18 protein-coding genes and 1 pseudogene are annotated in these 20,807 nt (G+C 48.2%); 4 read left to right on the forward strand and 15 right to left on the reverse strand.

The window, feature by feature from the left end; translation table 11 throughout:
* Positions 1-131 precede the first annotated feature (131 nt).
* The gene (locus tag AC1TPC_RS18530) at positions 132-617 is read left to right on the forward strand and encodes a C40 family peptidase (RefSeq protein WP_482068278.1); all 486 of its coding nucleotides are present in this window, start codon (positions 132-134) and stop codon (positions 615-617) included.
* Positions 618-931: 314 nt separating this feature from the next.
* On the opposite strand, the gene AC1TPC_RS18535 is transcribed toward AC1TPC_RS18530, so the two are convergent.
* Entirely contained in the window at positions 932-1,591 is a 660-nt protein-coding gene (locus tag AC1TPC_RS18535; protein ID WP_482068279.1) for an ATP-dependent DNA ligase, read from the reverse strand.
* A 132-nt stretch (positions 1,592-1,723) separates the two neighbouring features.
* Between AC1TPC_RS18535 and AC1TPC_RS18540 the strand changes: the two genes are divergently transcribed.
* A complete protein-coding gene (locus AC1TPC_RS18540) occupies positions 1,724-1,933 on the forward strand; it encodes an alpha/beta-type small acid-soluble spore protein (RefSeq protein WP_482068280.1) in 210 nt (69 codons plus the stop codon).
* A gap of 211 nt (positions 1,934-2,144) precedes the next feature.
* Positions 2,145-3,335: an enoyl-ACP reductase FabV gene (gene fabV / locus AC1TPC_RS18545; RefSeq protein WP_482068281.1), complete on the forward strand. Its 1,191-nt coding sequence runs from the start codon at positions 2,145-2,147 to the stop codon at positions 3,333-3,335.
* 124 nt (positions 3,336-3,459) lie between these two features.
* Here fabV and AC1TPC_RS18550 read toward each other — a convergent pair whose 3' ends face one another.
* Positions 3,460-3,660: a cold-shock protein gene (locus tag AC1TPC_RS18550; RefSeq protein WP_053377054.1), complete on the reverse strand. Its 201-nt coding sequence runs from the start codon at positions 3,658-3,660 to the stop codon at positions 3,460-3,462.
* Positions 3,661-3,951: 291 nt separating this feature from the next.
* Here AC1TPC_RS18550 and AC1TPC_RS18555 point away from each other — a divergent pair, with 291 nt between their 5' ends.
* Positions 3,952-4,587, forward strand: a complete 636-nt coding sequence (locus AC1TPC_RS18555; protein ID WP_482068282.1) for a CAP domain-containing protein — start codon at positions 3,952-3,954, stop codon at positions 4,585-4,587.
* A gap of 89 nt (positions 4,588-4,676) precedes the next feature.
* Here the strand turns inward: AC1TPC_RS18555 and hisC are convergent, their stop codons facing one another.
* The 13 genes and pseudogenes from hisC to AC1TPC_RS18620 all read right to left on the reverse strand — a co-directional run bounded on the left by hisC (position 4,677) and on the right by AC1TPC_RS18620 (position 20,797).
* Positions 4,677-5,789 (reverse strand): histidinol-phosphate transaminase, encoded by a 1,113-nt coding sequence (gene hisC, locus AC1TPC_RS18560; RefSeq protein ID WP_482068283.1) that lies wholly within the window; start codon positions 5,787-5,789, stop codon positions 4,677-4,679.
* A gap of 160 nt (positions 5,790-5,949) precedes the next feature.
* Complete coding sequence (locus tag AC1TPC_RS18565; RefSeq protein WP_482068284.1) at positions 5,950-6,624, reverse strand: S-layer homology domain-containing protein; 675 nt, start codon at positions 6,622-6,624, stop codon at positions 5,950-5,952.
* Between the two features lie 186 nt (positions 6,625-6,810).
* Entirely contained in the window at positions 6,811-9,372 is a 2,562-nt protein-coding gene (locus tag AC1TPC_RS18570; protein ID WP_482068285.1) for a beta-mannosidase, read from the reverse strand.
* A gap of 78 nt (positions 9,373-9,450) precedes the next feature.
* Positions 9,451-9,996, reverse strand: a pseudogene (locus AC1TPC_RS18575) (glycosyl hydrolase); the annotation flags it as partial.
* A 138-nt stretch (positions 9,997-10,134) separates the two neighbouring features.
* Positions 10,135-11,229, reverse strand: coding sequence for an SGNH/GDSL hydrolase family protein (locus tag AC1TPC_RS18580; protein ID WP_482068286.1), 1,095 nt, complete (start codon positions 11,227-11,229; stop codon positions 10,135-10,137).
* Between the two features lie 50 nt (positions 11,230-11,279).
* Positions 11,280-12,314 carry a glycosyl hydrolase gene (locus AC1TPC_RS18585; RefSeq protein WP_482068287.1) on the reverse strand — a complete coding sequence of 345 codons (1,035 nt, stop codon included), beginning with the start codon at positions 12,312-12,314 and terminating at the stop codon, positions 11,280-11,282.
* 67 nt (positions 12,315-12,381) lie between these two features.
* Positions 12,382-13,383, reverse strand: a complete 1,002-nt coding sequence (locus tag AC1TPC_RS18590; RefSeq protein WP_482068288.1) for a carbohydrate ABC transporter permease — start codon at positions 13,381-13,383, stop codon at positions 12,382-12,384.
* 26 nt (positions 13,384-13,409) lie between these two features.
* A complete protein-coding gene (locus tag AC1TPC_RS18595; RefSeq protein ID WP_482068289.1) occupies positions 13,410-14,309 on the reverse strand; it encodes a carbohydrate ABC transporter permease in 900 nt (299 codons plus the stop codon).
* Complete coding sequence (locus AC1TPC_RS18600) at positions 14,306-16,882, reverse strand: DUF5696 domain-containing protein (RefSeq protein WP_482068290.1); 2,577 nt, start codon at positions 16,880-16,882, stop codon at positions 14,306-14,308. Before AC1TPC_RS18600 ends, AC1TPC_RS18595 begins: the two co-directional genes overlap by 4 nt.
* 14 nt (positions 16,883-16,896) lie before the next feature.
* Positions 16,897-17,517, reverse strand: a complete 621-nt coding sequence (locus AC1TPC_RS18605) for a Yip1 family protein (RefSeq protein ID WP_482068291.1) — start codon at positions 17,515-17,517, stop codon at positions 16,897-16,899.
* Positions 17,514-19,007, reverse strand: a complete 1,494-nt coding sequence (locus AC1TPC_RS18610; protein ID WP_482068292.1) for a gluconolactonase — start codon at positions 19,005-19,007, stop codon at positions 17,514-17,516. The genes AC1TPC_RS18605 and AC1TPC_RS18610 overlap by 4 nt, the downstream gene beginning before the upstream one ends.
* Positions 19,008-19,020: 13 nt before the next feature.
* Positions 19,021-19,887: a carbohydrate ABC transporter permease gene (locus AC1TPC_RS18615; RefSeq protein WP_169085441.1), complete on the reverse strand. Its 867-nt coding sequence runs from the start codon at positions 19,885-19,887 to the stop codon at positions 19,021-19,023.
* Positions 19,888-19,891: 4 nt separating this feature from the next.
* Positions 19,892-20,797 (reverse strand): carbohydrate ABC transporter permease, encoded by a 906-nt coding sequence (locus tag AC1TPC_RS18620; RefSeq protein ID WP_482068293.1) that lies wholly within the window; start codon positions 20,795-20,797, stop codon positions 19,892-19,894.
* Between the last annotated feature and the right edge of the window lie 10 nt (positions 20,798-20,807).

Genomic DNA, 20,807 nt, shown 5'->3' on the forward strand with positions numbered 1-20,807 from the left:
TATTTCTCATAATTGCTCATAATCCCTATTATTGCAGCCTTTTCGTTCTCATTAGCGAAAATTGCCGTTTTGTAAATGTGTTATATTCATTTTTACACATAATACGAAACGCGGAGGGACATCCTGACAGCATGAGAAAATCAAAACTAATGAAATCAATTGCAAAAGCAGGCATTTGCAGCGCGATCATCATGTCGGCAATCACATTCGGATCTTCTGCGCAGCAAGCGCATGCAGCAACACCTGAAACGATCGATCTTGTTTCCTTAGGCAAAGAATACATTGGAACTCCATATAAGTTTGGTGCACCTGCAGGCGTTACATACGCTTTTGACTGCTCTTCATTCACGCAGTTTCTATTTAAAGGGCTGGATGTTTTCCTTCCGCGAACTACCACCGCACAAGCAACAATAGGCGAGAAAGTTCCAAAGGGCTCCCTCAGCATGGGCGATCTTGTTTTTTTCAAAACAAACGGCAAAGCGATTAGTCATGTTGCTATTTACGCTGGCAACAATAAAATCATTCACAGCTCCACGAGCCATGGCGTTACGGTATCGAGTCTAAATACAAATTATTGGTCCAAGAGCTATGTAACGGCGAGACGCGTATTAAATTAGACGTTAATTTCAATTGTAAGGCTATGTTAGAGGAGTTGTGATCGCTTTCCGCGATTGCAGCTCCTTCTTTCGTGTTTATCCAATCAGACCACTCTAAAGAGCTTCTATAGCTGCTTGTTCCAACGCTCTGACTTGCTTTAAGCTACCTTAATGCCTATGCCGATCCTTTGGCGGTGTTGCTCCTGCAACCTTCTTAACCATATAGATAAGAGTTGAAACATTCGGACATCAGGCTTAGCTTGTGCCAATCTATAATTTGCTCAGAAACGTGAAGCGGCCTCCCCCAAAGTGAATAACAGGGAAGACCGCTCATCTCACCCACAGTCAGTGTTTTTCAATTTGCGGGATTCATCTTTACGCATATCAGCCATGGGCAAAACGCCATATTCATCATTTTTGACCTTTAGCCAGCTTTCTCCGCGCCCTTCCGCATACACACTGTCCTTCCGTTTGCAAGCGACGCCTTCAAGATCAGAGCGCTTGACGAAATCAAATAAAGCTCTGCCTTTTGTGTCTACGAACAGCATCTTCTTATAAAAATCATTATCCTCCAAAATAGCGTCCAGCAGCCTCTTACGCTCAAGCAGCGGAGTGTCCCTCAGATCGACTCCATTATAGAAGAGAATATCGAATACAAAAAATTTCACCGGAGTTGTCCTCCTGGCATCTCGAATACGCGGCTGTTTCTTTAACCGATATCGCTCCTGCAGCGTATCGAACTCTATTGCTCCCGTGTGCGGATTTACATAAGCAACTTCGCCGTCTAATACAACATCGGCTGGCTTTCTCAAAGGAACGTTATGTAGTTCGGGATATTGCTGCGTAATTTCGTTAAAATGTCTCGTGTATAATCTCGCTTTGCTTGCCATAAAGGAAAGCTGCAGCCGATGTCCGTCAATGATCGGTTCAAAAATATAATTTTCATCGTCAAACGGCTTCTCATGTCTCGTCATGAGCATTGGCTTCATAAACATAACGCTGCCTCCCTTCGTCTAACCATTTTAGCACGGACTCATTCTGAAAATAGGCGGTAAATTTAGGTGCAATTAGCGAATAATCTCTGCCAAGGTTTCGCATAATAGGACCAAGAAGGAGGCTGAGAGAAGATGGCAAACCGTACAAATCAACTTCTTATACCTGGGGCGCGCGCTGCGCTCGACCAGCTTAAATTTGAAGTTGCTCAAGAGCTTGGCATTCAACTTCCGCAAGACGGCTATTACGGCAATATGACTACACGCGATATGGGCTCCATCGGCGGTTCAATTACTCGCCGGCTTGTCCAAATGGCTGAGCAGCAGCTCTCAGGTCGTCGTTAACTTTCAAATAAATAAGCGCCGAGTTAGCTAAATGGCTGACTCGGCGCTTATTTATTTGAGTTCGAAACTTTTTTTTGCAAATAGATGCTTTCCCAGTCAATGGGGAACTTCCCTTATGCAGCAAAAGTCGGTAAAATGGGATAGAGTTGTCCCGTTGTACCGCTACATAATGCAAACAAACGAATTCCATAAGAGAAAGGAATATTCCAATATGATTATTCAACCGAAAACGAGAGGTTTTATTTGTACAACTGCACATCCGGAGGGCTGCGCGCAGCAAGTGCAGCGCCAGATCGACTATGTCAATGCACAGCCAGCAATCGAAGGACCCCGCAATGTGCTTGTCATTGGTGCCTCGACGGGCTATGGGCTAGCTTCCCGCATCGTTTCCTCTTTTGCAGCAGGCGCTAACACGATTGGCGTTTACTTTGACAAAGCAGCCGAAGGCGCACGTACGGCATCGGCCGGCTGGTACAACTCCGCTGCATTCGAAGAGGCAGCAGCCGCTGCTGGCCGTAAATCCTACAGCATCGTTGGAGATGCGTTTTCCGACGAAATTAAAGCGAAGACGATCGACCTTATTCGCACAGAGCTTGGCCAGATTGATTTGGTCGTTTATAGCGTCGCTTCCCCGCGCCGCACACATCCAAAAACCGGCGAAACATTCGCTTCCGTTATTAAGCCGCTTGGCGGCACGTATACGAACAAAACCGTTAACTTCCATAGCGGTGAAGTGACGCAAGCGACGATAGAACCGGCTACAGATGACGAACTGCGCCAAACGATTGCGGTTATGGGCGGCGAGGACTGGCAAATGTGGATTGACGAGCTTCAGCAAGCCGGTGCGCTTGCTGAAGGGGCAACTACTGTTGCTTATTCCTATATCGGACCTGAAATTACGCACGCAGTCTACCGCGAAGGTACGATTGGCGCAGCCAAAAACGATCTTGAAGCGACAGCCCAGCGCCTAAACGCACAGCTGAGCTCAAATGGCGGCCGCGCTTTCGTATCCGTCAACAAAGCTTTGGTCACGCAATCCAGCTCAGCTATTCCAGTCGTTCCGCTCTATATCTCCGCACTCTATAAAGTCATGAAGGAAAAAGGCATTCACGAGGGCTGCATTGAGCAAATGTATCGTCTGTTCTCCGAGCGTCTATACAGCAAAGGTGAAACGCTCGTTGACGAAAAAGGGCTTATCCGTGTCGATGATTGGGAGATGAGACCAGAAATCCAAGCCGAGGTTGCAGAAGTCTGGGCTAAGCTCTCTACGGAAAATGTGTATGACCTATCCGATCTTGAAGGCTATCGTCGAGAATTTTTCCAGCTGTTCGGCTTTGAAACAGACGGTATTAATTACGAAGAAGACGTGAATCCAGAAGTAAACATTGCTAATCTCCGTTAAATTGATCTACAAAAGAAGCCACTCCGAGCGATAAACCGTTCGAGGTGGCTTTTTTTCTGCTTCAACGCTCGTTATTGCAATAAAAAAAAGCCCTTAACCGAAGTTAAGGGCTCTTCATTAAATACTACAGTTTTACAACGTTTTCTGCTTGTGGTCCACGGTTGCCTTGAGTTACGTTGAACTCAACGCGTTGACCTTCGTCAAGGGATTTGAAGCCTTCGCCTTGAATTGCGGAGAAATGTACGAATACATCGTTGCCGCCTTCAACTTCGATAAAACCAAAACCTTTCTCTGCGTTAAACCATTTCACTGTACCTTGTTCCATTATAAAAAACCTCCAATAATTTTTTTAACATGTTTTTTCCAGAAAAACTAAAAATCACACATTGAAAAAGATATCATTATACAAATGACAACCTTTTCAATATGTGAATTCAAGGTTAAATTTGTTATTTGTATAGATACTATACCATAGGCATTTGCAATACGCAAGTCTCTTTTCAAAATAGTCTAAATTTTTACCGATCCCCAACTCAGAATCGCATATAAGCAGCCTTTCTAGGCAATCATATAGCTTAATGGCCATTACAATACTAACAATCGAGGAGACTGTACAATGAAAAAGTACATCGCAATTGCTGCATTATTAATGATTACTGGCTGTTCAGCCGATCATAACGTGACAAACAAGCAATCAGCCCTATCTCACTCGCAAAAAAAATCAACGACGATTCATTCGGTTCCAAACGTAACGCAAGCCTCATCCGTGGCAACCCCTCAATCAGACAAGTCGATTACGATCCAAAAACATCGTCATGACGTTCCGAAATGGATTTCGAGCAACCAGGACCCGATTGACTATGCGCCTGAGCAGCCTTCAACCTCGCTTGAGTTTGACCAGCAAGTGCTGCAAATCGTGAATGCCGAGCGTTCAAAAGCGGGCCTCAGCTCCCTTAGCATGGACAGCAATTTGTCAAAAATGGCGATGGTCAAAGCGCAGGATATGATTAATAACCAGTATTTTGACCATAACTCCCCAACCTACGGATCGCCGTTTGATATGATGAGAAAGTTTCAAATTACGTATAACGCCGCAGGCGAAAATATCGCCAAAGGCCAGCCTACTCCCCAGCAGGTTATGAACGATTGGATGAATAGCGAAGGCCACAGAGCGAACATTTTGAGCGGCAGCTTTTCAAAAATCGGCATTGCCTATTTCAAAGGGGCATGGGTTCAAGAGTTTACCGGCTAAGGATGCCATGTTGCTCTCCAATGTTTGAAATATTAATCAAAAAAGATCAGCTAAGCTGGGATTTTCCAGTAAGGCTGATCTTTTTTTCGTTACGCATTTTTTTTCAAAATATCGCTTAATGCAGCGGTCAACAAATCATTTTCTTCTGGAGTCCCTATCGAAATCCGCAAATGCAAGGGCAAGCCCCATGTGTTTGCTAGACGAACGATAATTCCTTTAGCCATTAATTGCTTATAAATAGATTCCGACTGCTCGCCTACCTTCACCAGAACAAAGTTGCTCATGCTCTTTGTATAGCTAAGTCCCAGCTGCTGGAATGCTGCATACAGACGCTCACGCTCCTCAATAACAAGCGTTTGCGAACGCGATACATGCTCATCGTCCCCGATAGCCGCTATTGCAGCTGCTTGCGCCAAAGCGTTTACGTTAAAGGGCTCTTTGACCTGCAGGATGCATTGAATAATCGCTTTCGGGGCTGCCCCGAAGCCAACGCGAATTCCGGCAAGACCGTATATTTTTGAAAAGGTTTTTAAGATGATCAGCGGGTAGCCCGCTCGCACAAATTCGATCCCATCCGAATAATGATCCGCAGTGACGAAATGGCTATAAGCGGCATCGAGCACAATCAGTACCCGTTTCGGAAGGGAATCGAGTATGTACTGCAGCTCCTTTTTGGACAAAATAGTGCCGGTTGGATTATTAGGAGAACATAAATACACCATTTTGGTCCGTTCCGTCACAGCTGCAAGGATAGCATCCGGATCGTATTGAAAATCCTCCTTGAACGGCGCTACAACCGCCTTGGCTCCCATCAGCTGGGCTCCAAATTCATATTCGCTAAAGGTAGGCCCCGGAACAATAATCTCATCGCTCGCATCCAAAAAAGTTTCTGAAATTAGCGTGATAAGCTCATCCCCGCCATTGGTAACAATGACTTGTTCTTCCCCCAGCTCATAATGGCCAGCAATCGCTTGCTTCAATTGAATGGACTGAGCATCTGGATACCGGTGGAGATCTGCTAATGCAGCTTGCATAGCCGCTAAGGCTTTCGGAGAAGGCCCGAGCGGATTCTCATTTGATGCGAGCTTAACAACTCGCTCCAAGCCTAGCTCCTTCTGCACTTCCCATATCGGCTTTCCTGGGGAGTATGGTTTCATATGTTCTAATTCTTTGCGTGCTTGAACCTCAATTTCTCGACTCATAAATGGAATCACCTTCATTTACGTTATTAGAATACTTTAACACAATAATACATTAACTCTCTGTCGCGGTAAAGGATTAATGTGTGATAAATTTTCTGCTTTAAGAAAAAGGAAGGCAGCCTTCACAGGCGCCTCCCTTGTTACTTCATTACTTTTGCTATTATTGCAAAGGTTGATCGGGAGCTGGATGTGCCTCAATATAAGCCAGTGCATTAAAGATTAGCTCTGCTGCATCCGCGCGGGAAATGCTTTGCTGCGGCTTGAAGTTGCCTTCATTATCCAAAGCAGCAATGCCAAGCGCAAGCGCGCGTTGGATAGAGCCGTCATATTCAACCGATAGATCAGCCTGATCGCCAATTTCAACCGGCATTATTTTGATCATCGGCAAGTTGCTGTGCAGCTCAATCGCTAAAATAAGCTGATGCGTAAATTGTTCTTTTGTCCAAGTCTGATTCGGGTCAAGATCTTTGGGCAGATCCATGTTATTGTTCGCAGCGATGATGAGCGTGTCTGCATACCAAGCGGCATTATTCGCTTTTTCAAAATAATCCGTCGCCTTAGGCTCTTTAACAAAGCGGATCAAATCCATATTTAAATCGAGAGCGTTCACAATGAGCTGAATGCCTTGCGCCGCCGTCAGCGTTGTATCCGGGGAAAAACGATAGCTGCTGACGCCTTGCACCAAGCCTCTCTCTTGAAGGGAGGAAATTTTATCTTTAGCTGCTGCATTTGAAAGATCTGTAAACGTTGATGTCGCTGCAAAACTTTGTCCAGCAATCGAAAGGGATAGAACAGCAGTTGCGGTTAATGTAAGCAGTTTAAATTTAGCAGTCATCGTTGTCACCTCATCTAGTTTTTGGAACGTTCCTTCCTCATAGACGAGCCTTAAAAAAATAAGTTGCAGTCTTACTTACTTTTTTTTATAAACTTATCATTCATTCAAAAAAAGCGTCCATTAACCATATAAAAAGACGCAAGACGCTAACTGACCAAAGTATGGTCACTAGCGTCCTATTGCTTGTTATGCCCGCACAACCTTGCTATCAGCCAAAAAATCAATCATTGAGCGCGCTTGGACTTTGCCAGCTGCTGCCGGCTTGCTCACCTTTTCGCCGCTTTCGCGCAAGCGGAACTGTACCGTCTTCGCGACGCCTGGGATGAGATCAAAGAAATTGTCGGAGAACATCCCTGCACCCTCTGCGGTAAGCCACACTTGCTTCGCAAGAACATCCGTTTCCAGCGAGAATGCCGTACCATTGCTGCCCTCAACCTCACTGATGCGAATGGCTCCAGCGGTCAGCTTCTGCTCCTTCGCCTTGACGAAATAATATGCCTTGCTATCCACCAGCTGGCCTTCCTGCTCGAGCTCTGCATACAATACAACGTTGTCTGCCTCATGGCCATCCAGCCACTCCTGCTCAATAATATTGCTGACAACGGCCGCACTATTGCCCGCCACCTCAACCTTAGTCGATAATTGCTTGATCAACGCGCCAGCAAAATCATACAGCGTCAACCGAAGATCCCCGGAAATCGGCGCAAGCAAATCGGTTACGACAAACACGTTAACCTTTCCGTCTTCCGTTTTGTCAAACGAAAGCAGCGTGTCGGCAAAGCTTTTTTTGGCATAATACTGCATCGCCTTCCACTTGCCGTAATAGTCCATGCCTGCCCATGAGGCAACCGGCCAGCAATCGTTCATCTGCCAGTAAAGCGTCCCCATGCAATACGGCATGCTGCGTCTGTGCGCTTCAATCGCCATTTTCATTGCCTCTGCTTGCAGCACTTGGCTCATGTAGAGAAATGAGCTGAAATCCTTCGGCTCGCTCATATAAGTATCCATGTATTCCTTAATGAGACGATTGCCGTCGCCGTTCTTCTGATGCGCCCGCATAACCTTCGAATCCAGCGCCAAATCCTGCTCCGTCGCAAAGGTCATAACCGTATCGTATTCGGGAAACGACTGGAAGCCGTATTCGCTCATGAAACGACCGATTTTGACATTGTAGTTCTCGAATGGCTCAACCGCATGCCATACGCCCCAATAATGAACATCTCCCTCGGTGGAGAGCGAATGCGCATGCTGGTTAATATCTCCCGAAAGCGAGATAAGCGGTGAAGACGGCCAATACTGCGTGCCCGGTGCATGATTGGTAACCGCATCAGCTAAAATGTCATGGAATATCGTCTCATAGTCTGCCCATATAACGGCGCGCTGCTCCTGTGTATATTCCTTCTTCCAGCCCCAGCCGCCTTCCTCGTCATACTCCGCCCAAGCCGAGTCAATTTCGTTATTGCCGCACCACAGCACGATAGAAGGGTGATTGCGCAGACGCTTCACGTTCTCCTCCGCTTCCAGACGAACATTATCGAGAAACGCTTGGTCGCCGGGATACATGCTGCATGCGAACATAAAGTCCTGCCACACCAAAATCCCGTACTCATCGCATAGCTCGTAAAATATCGACTGCTCGTATATGCCTCCGCCCCATACCCGAAGCATATTCATATTGGACTCCGCTGCCGAAACGATTTCATGTCTGTAGCGCTCTTCCGTCACCTCGGTAATGAAGCTGTCATTCGGAATATGGTTGGCGCCCTTCGCAAATACAGGCACACCGTTAAGCTCAAAATAAAAGGTTGCTCCAGCCGCATCCTTGTCTCGTACCAAGCGAACGGAGCGCAAGCCTGTGCGTACGGATTTGGAAGCGATTGACTCCTGCTCTTTAATCAGCTCTGCCGTAAAGGTATACAAATAGGCATCGCCCAGCCCTCTGCTCCACCAGAGCTTCGGCTGCTCGATAACAACTGGCAAATCAACGACATTGACGCCCTCTGCCAAATGAGCCTCTTGCTCCCACGCTTGGCCGTCACTGCTAAGTCTCACCAAGCCGCTCCACGCGTGCTCTGACTCTATTTCTACGCTAACCGTTAGTCTTGCTTCAAGCGCCGATACCTGGTCCTGCTTTACATAGACGTCATTGATCTTGCTGTCAGCCCAGCCCTCAAGCCTAGCTTCGCGCCAAATGCCGCTAGTCACGAACCTCGGACCCCAATCCCAACCGTAATGATAAGGCGCTTTCCTTGCGAAAATGCTAATCTTCTGCGCGCCAAGCCCTCCGAGCTCAGATTGATCATTCGAAGCCGGTAGATTATAGCCCAGCTTCTCGATTTTCGGCAAATCCTCTTGGACGGGCGAGCGGAATTTGATCAGCAAAATATTGTCTTTAGCCGTCACAACCGATTTGACATCCGCCTTCCACGTTCTAAACATATTATCTGCGGACAACACATGCGTACCGTTCACATAAACGTCTGCGTATGTGTCTAGGCCATCGAATACCAGCTCGAGCGAAGAGGCTTTATATAGCTGCTCTTCCACGTCAAAGCGCGCTTCATATTCCCAATCGATTTTGTCGATCCATTGCAGATCATGCTCATTAGTCGCATAGAAAGGATCTTTGATGACGCCATTTCGCAGCAGGTCTGTATGTACGCAGCCCGGAACAATTGCCTCCAACCACTCTTTGTCTTTGCACGCCTTGAATTTCCAATTGCTCAGCACTTGTTTTGTTTCTCTCATGTCGTCCTCCTGAAGGGTTATGTCTTCCTATCGCTTGTCACTCTCTATCTCTGCATCTTTTTTCATTCCGAATAAGTTTGGCAGTTCGTCAAGTGTTATAACGTCTGGATGATTGTATATTTTATTCAAAATCTGCTCGCTGTTATGCTTCCCGTCGGTCAAATATTCACCTTCCCAAGTGACGAACCAGCTCCAATTCGCTCCATAGGCCTTCATTAGATCCGGATCGGGGATTGAACCGTTTTCGGTCCCCACCAGAACCATCCGCCCTCCGCTTCATGCAGCGGCCTGAACAGCACGGGTACCTGCGCATCATTTAATCTTTTGAGCTGCTCCGCAATGACATCGATGTCCGACAGAAGAAGCTTATAATCCTCCAATTCGGGATGGCTTAACGTTTGCTCCAAATCAAAGGTTAAATCCAGTCTACGTTTTCAAGCTCCGTCTGACCCGATAGCATCGACTTCCCATAGTTCTCCACCAAATAATCATTAGCTGCTTCGCTTCCACAGACGCATTTGGATGAACTAATTGATTAGTAACTTTATGCTTTGCTGCCGGCTTCGTTTTTTTCAATTTGATATAGTCGATATCGTAGTAGCCCCAGCCGCGTGTAAGACTAATACGGTTTACGCCCTTGTTTAGGAGCATTTTTCCCGCCTTAAGCTTTATAAAAGATTGGTTAGACTCCAAAGCCAAATCGCCGTGCGGACTATCGTTTAACGAGAGACCCGCCACTAACCATTTGCTTTCTTTTGATGATCAACGAATAATGCCTGCCTTCGCCAATCGAAAATTGGTGCCTGTACAATTGGCGCGATTTCCATGTATTACCTCAAGCTCGAAGCGATGGGAGCCATCCGTCCAATCGTCTCCGAAACAGCTAAGCCGGTACCAGCCGTCCTCCGCCAACCACGATGGACGCTCACGCTCCGAATCCAGCCATTCACCGCCGTCCACTCGGTAGCGGAACTCTGCGGAGCTTCTTCCAAAGTCAAAGCCAAGCGCGAGGCCTCGCCCCTCGAATGAGAACGAAAGACCCGCTCCGACAGCCGATGTCTCCAGCACTTGATCGATCCATTCCAGGTGAGGCCATCTGCGGATGACCCATGGTCCGCACGTTTGCACTTGATCGAAGGAAAGAGCATACACATCTTCCCAGCACTTAGCATCAAGCGGCTCTGGAAGCTTTGCAGCATGACTATCCGTCTCCGTATCCGATTCGAATAATTCCTTTGTCAAATACGCGATGACGCTTTGTCCATAGCTTAAGCTTCCTCTGCTCGTTGGGTGCAATCCGTCAGGCAGCCATTCTTCAAAGCGCAGCCTGCCTTTCTTAACCTCCTCGAAAGCATATAAGCCCATCCATACCGATCCTATCTGATAATATTCAGCAATTCGTTCAAATTCGCTTATCGTATCGGGAACCGCGCCCGATTGCATCGAGTCGTACATATTCTGCGAGTACGTATACACGATAACAATGTCACGCTTACCTGCGGCGAGCAGTTGCCTAATTAAACCTTCTCTCGTCCGATTGCGCTTTATGGTTGGCTCATTCTCGTCATTAACCGCATATTCGATAAACACGAGATCGCAATCCGGATCGATCAAGTCACGCTTGGCACGGAAAGCAGCCAAATCGCTGCCGGTTGCTCCTATAGCTGCGTTCTCAACCATAATAAGAACGTCTGGATATTGCTCCGCAAGCCAGCCGATAACCGGCTCCGGCCAATTGTGGCGCGGCCTGGCATCGGTGATGGAGCCGCCGATAAAGCCGACCGTCAGGCGCCCATCCTTGATTTTTTGCCGCGTACGCTGCAGCTTCTTTCTATGGTTCCAAATCGACAACGTCATGGATCACGCACTCCTCGATAAAGGTTTAGGCATTGCCTTGCAGCTATATGTTACTCTCGCAGCCAATAGCTATGGAGATTAGGCAGCTCATCCTTCGTAATGGAGAAAGGGTGATTGTAAAATTTAATCAGCTGCTCCCTCTCCGTATGCTTCCCAGCATACACTCTGCAGCCATCAATAGTATCAAAGACAAAATCGCCGTACCATGTACAATTCCATGCCCATAGCGCGTTATCCTGTAGCATCAAATCAGGGTCGGGTATCGCACCATTTTCCGACAAGGCGATGATTTTGTTCATTTTCGCATAGGACTTCGCCGCGGCAAACCTCTCCACCTGAGACTCGTAATTATGCTCGGGAGGATAAATATCCTCGCCGATAATATCGACGTACTCGTTACCCGGATACCAATCTGCGTGCTGGCCATTCCACACCCAAATCAAATGATTGAGCTTATGCAAGCTCGTCATTCGGTCATACATCAGCTTCCAAAGCCGAATGCACGGGTCTGCCCCCTTCGCTCCCCACCAAAACCAGCCACCCGACGCTTCATGCAGCGGTCTCCATAACACGGGCACGCCTGCAGCCTGCAGCCGCCCAAGCTCGGCAGCAATCGCGTCGATGTCTCTAATAAGCAGCTGATAATCCTCTGACTCCTCATCGTCCATCGCCTTCTGCACGTCGAAGGTTGTCGCCTTCGTATAGAAGCCGCTGCCCCATGTTCGGTCCGGCGGCAAATCGATCAAATCCTTTGGCGCATTCCAGTGCCAGCAGAAGGTTACAATGCCGCCGCTTTGCCACCAGTCGATGGCAATATCGGTATCGGAGCATGTTGCCCCGCGTTCTGTACGCGATGGTGAGTAGTTCATGAAGTCGAATCCATAAACGGCTGGGTATTTCCCTGTGACCTCAAGTAAAATATCAAGCTCAGGTGTCGACACTACCCCGATTTGCTGACCAGTCAGAATTCTCGTTCCATAGATGTCGCACAAAAACGTCATCAGCCTTTTGGCGTTATCATCGGCATTCGGATTGATCAGCCTCGGCTCCACTTTAAATGCTGGCTGCTGCTCTACATTCCACATTTATCGTTTCTCCCATTCTCGTTACAATCTATTTGTATTTGAAAGACATTTTGAATGAATCAGATTGCTAGCCGATAATGCCGCTGCGCTCGACGCTCTCAACAAAATAACGCTGTACGAGCAAATAAAGCAAAATGAGCGGGATAATGGCGAGCAAAATGCCGGTGTCAATAATCATTGCCACATGGTTCGGATCAGCCTTCACGTTTGCGCCGCTTCCGACGCCAAGCAAGAGCGGAATGAGCTGATTCGCCTGGGCGGATAATGAAGCGACCTTAAGCGGCATCAGCTGCGACTCGCTCATGAACAGCGAGGTGAAGAAGGTGTCGTTATACTGCCAGACGAAACAAAACAATACGACCGTCAGCATTGGCGGTACCGCGTTCGGCAGCATAATGCGCAAAAATGTTTTTACCCCTCCAGCGCCATCAATGAGCGCCGCTTCCTCAATTTCCTTCGGCATCCCTTTAAAGAACTGGCGGAAGATATAGATGAACAAGCCTGCCTTCAACCCAATCGCGGTCGCTGACGTAATGATGGAGGGCCAATACGTATTCAATAGATTGACGCCGTCTTTTCCCGTAAAAAGCTTCACGAGCCCGAGCAGGTCAAAGCTTCTAAAATGAAGGTACATCGGCACCATCAGCGTGCTAGTCGGAATAAGGATGGTCAAGATAACAAGCGCGAACAGCACATTGCTCCCCGGGAAGGTGAAGCGCGCAAACCCGTACCCGGCAAGGGCGCAGGAGGCGGCTGTCAGCACGGTCGTTACGACAACAAAGAGCAGCGTGTTGCCGAGCAGCGGGAAGTAGTTCAAAATCTCCATCGCCATCTTGATGTTATCGAGTGTAAAATGCACGGGCACCATGTAGATCGTCGGATTGTATATATCCTCTTTGGCTTTGAAGGCGACTGAAAATTTCATCAGCAGCGGATAAATAATAAGGAACGATATCCCGATGACAAGCGCATACCGAAAGATCGAATAGAGCAAGTCAACCGTTTTGTTTCTCGCCTTTTGCAGCCGATACTTATTCTCCTCATTGCGCACGGCTTGAGACGCTTCCATAAGCTGTTTCCTCCTTTGCTATTTAATTAGTTGTAATGAACTCTTTTCGATAAAACGACGCCAATCACGACCAAGACAAGGCTGACGATTAGCGTATATACCCAAGACATCGCGGAGCTTAGTCCGAAGTTCTGTGTTTTGAACGCAGTCGTAAAGATCATGTCGGTAACGGCGCTGCCCGTGAAGGAGTCGATAATCGTATAAATGACATTGGTCAAAATGAGCGGACTAACCATCGGAAACGTAATTTTCCAAAAAGATTCATACGCCGTAGCCCCTTCCATCTTCGCAACCTCATACATCGATCCAGGCACGGACTGCAGCGCGGCTAAAAAAATAAGAATTTGCACGCCGGAGCTCGTTATAATTTCATAGATTCGCGTAATCGCTTCAATAATATAATCGATGAAAGAGAGCGGCAAGCCAACCTCGCTGAGCATCATCACCATCGACATAATGTTGTAATCCGAAGATTCGCTGCCCATCTCGTTCACGACGCTCGCGTCGCCAACAAGGTTAATAAGTCCAGCCGATTCGGCTGCCGAAATCGCGTTCGAGGCAAGAATGACAGGCAGGAAAAAGATCGCGCGAGCGATAACTCTGCCTCGGAACTTCTGGTTCAGCAGCGTTGCCGAGAACAGGCTGAAAAATAAAATCATCGGCACATTTAATGCCATTTCCGTTATCGATTGTGTCAATATCCGGTTAAAGTTTGCATCGATAAACAACGCTTCCCTGAAATTGGACAAGCCAACGTACTCGAGCTCATAACCCGCCGGGGCCACCGTCAATTTGCTTAAACTAAATTTGATCGATTGGATCAGCGGCGTTGCAAACATAAACACAAAGCCAAAGAGCCAAGGAGCGACAAATGCGAAGCCAAGCAGCGAGCGCTTGCGGCTTAAGGTCAGCTTATATCCGTTCATGAGCGCTCGCCTCCGATCCGGTAATGCCCGGCTTCGACCGTATTCCCATCAATGGCAACGGGTTTATCCGTATAGTTGACTGTGATCGTTGTCCCATTCGAATACTCCACTTCCACTACGCCCTCTTGATGGCGCGTATGCTTAACCATCCGTTCATTTCTAACAGCCGATAGAACCGTATTCGCCTCCTTGTACATGGACAGCGCTTGATCGTACCAGTCCTTGTAATACGTAGAGTACATGCTATCAAAAGGGGTAAACTTCAGCTTCGAGGACGGCTCAAACGTCCAAGAGAAATAGGGTGCCGCACCAAGCTCAAGCGAGCGAAGCAACTGCTCCTTCAAATCCTGCTCATCGCTCAAATTAACCGCGCTGCCTGCGTAATCCATATAACCATGAACGACCATTTCATAGAACGGCACTTCTTCATCTGTAATATTGAATCCGCTGGAAGCTGTCGGCACATTAACAAGATGGTCTGCGTACGGCCAGGCATACGCATTCGCGCCTGATAGCATCGTTTCCTCAATTCCTTTGTCGATCACCTCAAGCTGCTCCATGGCGATATGCTTTGCCGTCTCCCTCTGAATGACGCGGCTGACCCTATAGTCAGAGCTCAGAACGCTGCCAAGATCTCGAAGGGCTACCCCCCTCATCTCGAATGGCTCATACTTCTTCATAAAGGTATCCACGTAGTAAGGCAGCTTGGCTGGAGACAACAGGTAGTAAGCTCCCAAATACATATCCATCCGGTTCAAGGCCCGGTTATACGGATACAGCTCCGCTTGCTCGCGGGTTACGAACCGTGCCGCATCGGAGGAAGGCGTAAATCCGCCATCATCATGATAGATTTGCTGGAAGGCGACATCAGGGAACAATGTACCGCCGGCTTGCTCCAGCTGCTTTGACAATTTCACCAAATCTGCCTTGCTGCCAAGCACACTGTCCGTTTTTAATTTAACCGGCGTTTTGTGGTTGACGCCTTTGCCGAACCAGCCCTTATAACGCATAAGCAAACGGTTAACGCCGTCCTGCTTCATCTCCGCAGCCAATTGAGCAGCTTCATCAAAGGTCGTCATGGAGATAAGCGAGCGATACGGCACGCCTAAAAATGATTTTTGCTTATCGACAGCCCCAATGATATCAAGGTAGAAAGGAATATCCTCGCCTGCGCTCAGCGGCTCAAGCGCCTTCTCCGCTGCAAGTCTATCGCGGTAAAGCTCTGCCATTCCTGAATAGCTGGCTTTATCAGGAGCCAAGAAGCTGTACCGAATCTTAATATCGCCTTGATAAATCTCATCGTTCAGCAGCTGAATTTCTTGCATGGTAGCACCGGTATAAAGCTCAAGCTCATCCTCGCCGCGCAGAGCAAAGCTGCTGTGCGCGTAGTTATAGGCATTTTTTTTGCCGCTAATGTCGGCCGCTATGCTCGCTATACCGTCTCCTTCCTCAATAACGGCAAACCATGCGGAGCTTCCTGCTTTCATGCCAAATACCGGCATACGGGCGCTTTCGCTCACCTGTCCGCGTCTGAAGCTGTTGTCGTTCGGGTCGAAGCCGTACACCTTCTGCACATATTGCTCTTCCTTCACTTTGCCATTGTTCAAATGAATAAGACTGCCCGAGCCGTCCGGCACGAACATATAGCCTTCTTGCTCCGAACCTGCTGCACCGAAGAAGTTGAGCAGCTCGATGCTCCTAATCTGATAGTTCGCGCTCTCCTTCACCTGCTTTACCGGAATCGAAGCGACTAGCGAGTCCCCATCAAGACGATATTCCAATGGAATAACGAAGTTTGGCTTGGACGATTGGCTTCCTTCCCCCGCCCCGTTCTCCTTGTTGTCGTAGGCGAGGTCCTCCTCGGTATATCCCGCCTTCTGGAAAGCAGCCATCATCTTGTTTAGAACAAGCTGCTTGGAGATTTGCTCATCGAGACGCTCCAAGACATCCGGCTTCGCCACGCTCGGATAATAGCGTACGGATACATATTTCGCAGAGGTTTCATCCAGCTTGGACAGCACCTTCTCTTCCAAACGGGTTTTGCTGATGAACTTCGGCAGCGCATCGATGCCAAGTGACATGTCGCCTATCGTATACGTAATCCGGATGCCGTTCTCAATGCTTTCGGCTGTAAACTGCTTCGCGCTGACGCTTCGGGCAAAGTTCGTAAAATTGTCCAATGTGCCGACAGAGTCCCGGAATAGCACCGTTATTTGCGAGGACAATCCCTCTTTCTCGAACGCCGACGCGATTTTGTCATCGCTCCGATTAACCGGATTGCTGTACCACACCTCGCCATGCCGTTTATCCTTTACGGCTATTTCTGTCGTTTCCGGGCTGTAATAGAGCGATAATTCGGAGTTGTCCGCCACAAGCTTCATGCCTGGCACGCCTTCCGACGAGTCAGACAGCATCTTCAGCTCGCTGCCAGCTTCCATTTCTATGGTCGGTTTCAGATAAGCGGCTGCATCGATTGCCCGCACGCCTCGATTCGTCAGCAGCATGGCGACGGCAAGGATCATGATTGCTGCGGCGCAGGCCAGCACCGCAAACAGCATTTTTCGTTTTCTCACGGTTGCGGCCTCCTCTACGTACGGAAAATAATTTCTCGATAAATGTTAACGATAAACTCATATATTTGCTGCATCATACTCATCACCAGTGTTCCTAGAAAAACAATGATGCCCATCAAGATGACGGTTAGAATCATCGTCATGATCGTCTTGAACGCCGTATACTGATGAACCGTCATCGTACCGACAAAGAGTAGCGCTACAAACCAGATCGAGGAGATCGAAATAACCAAATAATAAAAAGCTGTCTCTTCCTCGACCATAAACCGGCTTGCGATCGTGATCGGCACGTAAAGGAGGACGATAGGAACAAGCGCATAGCCCGTTGCCATGACGATTTCCTTAAACTTTCCTTCCCCATCCATTAAGGTTGTGATCGCCCAGTTGGAAACGCACCACAGAAAGAAAGGAAATACGATCGTAAGGAGCTGCGTAATGCTGTTCAAATAACGAGGATCATTATAGTTGACTAGAAAGCCCGCAAACTGATTTTGCAAAATGATCGAGATCACAACTAGCGCAAGTATAACGAGAGCTACCCGCACTTTGCCTTTGCCGTCATATTTCATATCCCAGAAGCCGTCAAATGGATGGACGATCAGGTGCAGCGGAAACTTAATGAAATCCTGCTTCATGGCGTTTTCTCTCCCTTCAGGCTTTGCGCGGCAAAACCAGGCATCGCCAGCATTCGCTTTTGTCTCCGAGAGCTAACCAGCTTGAATGCGCCCCATGCGGCTGCCAGGATCAATAGTACAGTGAGGAATGTCCCAAAATGCTCCTTCATCACTTCTCTGCGATACCGCTTATAGGCGACGGAATAGCCATCGCGATCCATGCCAAGCTTGAAGTATTCAAGCGCTTCTCCGTTTCGTTTCTCCATTAGCAACGATTTGCCAATACCGATATAAGCAATATCGTAGTTGGCGTTCAGCCGAAGCACTTCCTGCCAGATCGGTACCGCCAGCTTATCCTCGCCGTTATAGTGAAGCGCTGTAGCCTCGTTGACGCTCGAGCCAAATTTCGTTGGCTCAAATATGACGACATTGCTTTTTCCCCGGTCCAGCACAAGCTGATTTTGCCCCGCGCTCTCGATCGCTGCCGGTATTTTGAAGGTACCCGTCTGATTGCCTTTCCCGCCGTACACATAGAGGAGATTGCCTTCGTCATCATACGTGAACACCTTGCCTTGATTGGCATCGAGCACGCTGTACCTGCCATCCCCCTGCACCTTTACGTCGATCAGCTTGGAGGGGCCAACTGCTCTGCGGAACAAAATATCCCCTCTTACATCGAAATATCCGAAGCGCTTCAGTACATCCTCGCCCGAAGGATTAAGTCGTTTAACAGGCTCTGTGGAGTCAGGATCAATATTCGTCGCATAGACGAAGCCTTTGGCGTCAATATCGATATTTGAAAATTCCGTTGGGATAAAAAGCACCATTTGAGCCTTCTGAGCCTTCGTCGAGAGAAAACGCCACAGTAATTCCGTATAGTCGCGTTTCACTTTGTTTGTCCCTACATAGCCGATAAAGCTGCCGTTTTCGTCAAACTGCATGATGCCTTCATATACGCCTTTGGCTACGACGTAAACCCGCTTGGCCTTATCCACCGTCACCTTCAACGGATTAAATTTGAAATCGCTCGCTAAAATATCGGATTGCGGCTTCTCAATCAAGCGGATCAAGGCACCGTCCTTCGACAGGACGACGACACGGCCATTATCCGTATCCGCTACATAAAGATTGCTCTCGTCGTCGATGAACAAGCCAGACGGGTTTTTGAAGCTATCCGCTTTGCCTGCGTTGTCGAACCCCGTAATAACGCTTTGGACTCTCCACTCGTCGTCTACACAGACGATTCGACCGTTTCCGGTGTCCACAATATAGATGAGTCCGCTGCCTGCAACGACCATGTCGGCAGGCTCCAGAAACTCGCCGATGCCAAGTTCCGAACCGGATATCGTTCGACTCGGAACATAGGCCGCCGGAGCGGGCACCGCTTCTTCCCAATAGTTATAGTTGTAGCTCTCATAAGGCGTCGACGATGCGAACGCCGGCACCGGCGCAGCATGTACAAACAATAGGGATGCCACCGCAACCACGAGAAGCCATTTTTTCGCTGCCAAGCGCTATCCCTCCTTAGTCTTTCATTCCTGAAGTTGCCATCGTCTCAATGATTCGGCTTTGCGAGAAAACAAACAAGGTGATCGGAACGCTCATCAGAATTAACGCTACAGCAGCGGCTGCCCCGGCGCGTGCGATACCGCCCTGCACAATTTGATTGGCGGCAAAGTGCAGCGACTTCAACTGCTCGCTATAGATGAACCCGTTCCCATCGCTGCCCCAAAGCATTTGAAACAACAAAATGATGAGCGTAAGCCAAGCCGGCTTCACGTTAGGCATTACGATTGTCCAGAAAATGCGGTACTCGCTCGCGCCGTCGATTTTGGCAGCTTCAAGCAGCACATCGGGAATCTGCTCCATAAATTGCTTCATTAAGTACAAGCCAAGCGAATACGCGAACGCCGGTATGATGACCGCCCAATACGTGTCAATTAAGCCGAGCCAGGACATAATCATGTACGTCGGAATGGCTGTAACCGCAGGCGTGAACATCAAGGATAGAACGACTACCCCGAACATCATGTTTTTGCCGGGAAACTTATGCTTAGCAAGCGGATAGGCTGCAGCTGAGGCGAGCAGCACATGCCCAATAATTCCCATGCCGGTAATAAATACAGTGTTGAAAATATACCTTGAGAACGGCACCCAAGAATTGCCGAGCAAGCCCATCAAATCTACAAAATTGTTCATCGTCGGATTGCGGACAAAAAGCGTCGGCGGAAACATGAAAATTTCATCCAGCGGCTTGAATGCGTTATTGATAGCGTAGATGAGCGGCAAGATCATGAATGCGCCGAACACCGCAAGCAATAGGAATAGAGAGAAGCTGCCCCAGAACGATCGGTTCACCCGTTTCTTGCGGATACGAAACGAGAAGGTCATGATTTCATTCACCCACCTTGCGAAGAAGTTTTTGGACGATCAGATTGGAACCGACCATGATCATGAACAATACGGTAGCGATTGCGGAAGCATAGCCCATTTCGAAACGGGTCGTTCCGAAATCGATCAAATGCGTAACAATCGTTTCTGCTGCGTAGTTGACGCTCGGAAACCCAGCAAGCGCAATCGACACATCCGCTACGGCGAACGCGGTTGTCAGCTGAATGACCGCTCCGAACATAAGCTGCGGCCGCATGGAGGGCAGCGTAATATACCAAAGCTCCTGCCATCTGTTCTTGATTCCGTCCACGGCGCCAGCTTCATACAAGGTGCTGTCGACCGTTTGCAGCCCAGCGATAAAAGCGAGAAAGCCGGTTCCAAGGCTAAGCCATAATTGGACGAGAATGATGATCGGCATAATATAGTCTTCCGTCTTCAACCACTGAAGCGGCTCCAATATAAAGCCCAATTTGAGCAGCAATCCGTTAGCTATGCCGTAACGGTCGCCGGAGAAGATCATGAGCCAAATAAAAAATACGTTTCCGGATATGGAAGGCGCATAGAAAACGAGCGTCATGACCGCTCTAACCTTCGGCGAGAGCTCATTAATAATCCATGCGAATACAAAACAAGCGATATAGCTGATCGGACCGGTAATAACGGCGAACAATATCGTGTTCTTCACCGCAATCAAAAACACGTCGTCCTCTAGAAACAGACGGGTATAGTTTTGCCAGCCGATAAATTTCGGGAATTCCAGCATATTAAAATACGTAAAGCTCAGTACAATCGAAATAATGACCGGCAATATCGTAAAAACGGCGAACAACACCATGTATGGCGCCAGCAAAATATACGAATGCTTATTGGCTTTCACTTCCCGCAACTTCAGGCTCCACCAATTTTGCATGCTTGACCCT

The organism is Paenibacillus sp. Y280 (assembly GCF_056786335.1).

Excerpts from the sequence above, each read along its gene's own strand:
- AC1TPC_RS18530 (WP_482068278.1), top strand. The coding sequence starts at position 132 with ATGAGAAAATCAAAACTAATGAAATCAATTGCAAAAGCAGGCATTTGC.
- AC1TPC_RS18535 (WP_482068279.1), bottom strand. The coding sequence starts at position 1,591 with ATGTTTATGAAGCCAATGCTCATGACGAGACATGAGAAGCCGTTTGAC.
- AC1TPC_RS18540 (WP_482068280.1), top strand. The coding sequence starts at position 1,724 with ATGGCAAACCGTACAAATCAACTTCTTATACCTGGGGCGCGCGCTGCG.
- fabV (WP_482068281.1), top strand. The coding sequence starts at position 2,145 with ATGATTATTCAACCGAAAACGAGAGGTTTTATTTGTACAACTGCACAT.
- AC1TPC_RS18550 (WP_053377054.1), bottom strand. The coding sequence starts at position 3,660 with ATGGAACAAGGTACAGTGAAATGGTTTAACGCAGAGAAAGGTTTTGGT.
- AC1TPC_RS18555 (WP_482068282.1), top strand. The coding sequence starts at position 3,952 with ATGAAAAAGTACATCGCAATTGCTGCATTATTAATGATTACTGGCTGT.
- hisC (WP_482068283.1), bottom strand. The coding sequence starts at position 5,789 with ATGAGTCGAGAAATTGAGGTTCAAGCACGCAAAGAATTAGAACATATG.
- AC1TPC_RS18565 (WP_482068284.1), bottom strand. The coding sequence starts at position 6,624 with ATGACTGCTAAATTTAAACTGCTTACATTAACCGCAACTGCTGTTCTA.
- AC1TPC_RS18570 (WP_482068285.1), bottom strand. The coding sequence starts at position 9,372 with ATGAGAGAAACAAAACAAGTGCTGAGCAATTGGAAATTCAAGGCGTGC.
- AC1TPC_RS18580 (WP_482068286.1), bottom strand. The coding sequence starts at position 11,229 with ATGACGTTGTCGATTTGGAACCATAGAAAGAAGCTGCAGCGTACGCGG.
- AC1TPC_RS18585 (WP_482068287.1), bottom strand. The coding sequence starts at position 12,314 with ATGTGGAATGTAGAGCAGCAGCCAGCATTTAAAGTGGAGCCGAGGCTG.
- AC1TPC_RS18590 (WP_482068288.1), bottom strand. The coding sequence starts at position 13,383 with ATGGAAGCGTCTCAAGCCGTGCGCAATGAGGAGAATAAGTATCGGCTG.
- AC1TPC_RS18595 (WP_482068289.1), bottom strand. The coding sequence starts at position 14,309 with ATGAACGGATATAAGCTGACCTTAAGCCGCAAGCGCTCGCTGCTTGGC.
- AC1TPC_RS18605 (WP_482068291.1), bottom strand. The coding sequence starts at position 17,517 with ATGAAGCAGGATTTCATTAAGTTTCCGCTGCACCTGATCGTCCATCCA.
- AC1TPC_RS18615 (WP_169085441.1), bottom strand. The coding sequence starts at position 19,887 with ATGACCTTCTCGTTTCGTATCCGCAAGAAACGGGTGAACCGATCGTTC.
- AC1TPC_RS18620 (WP_482068293.1), bottom strand. The coding sequence starts at position 20,797 with ATGCAAAATTGGTGGAGCCTGAAGTTGCGGGAAGTGAAAGCCAATAAG.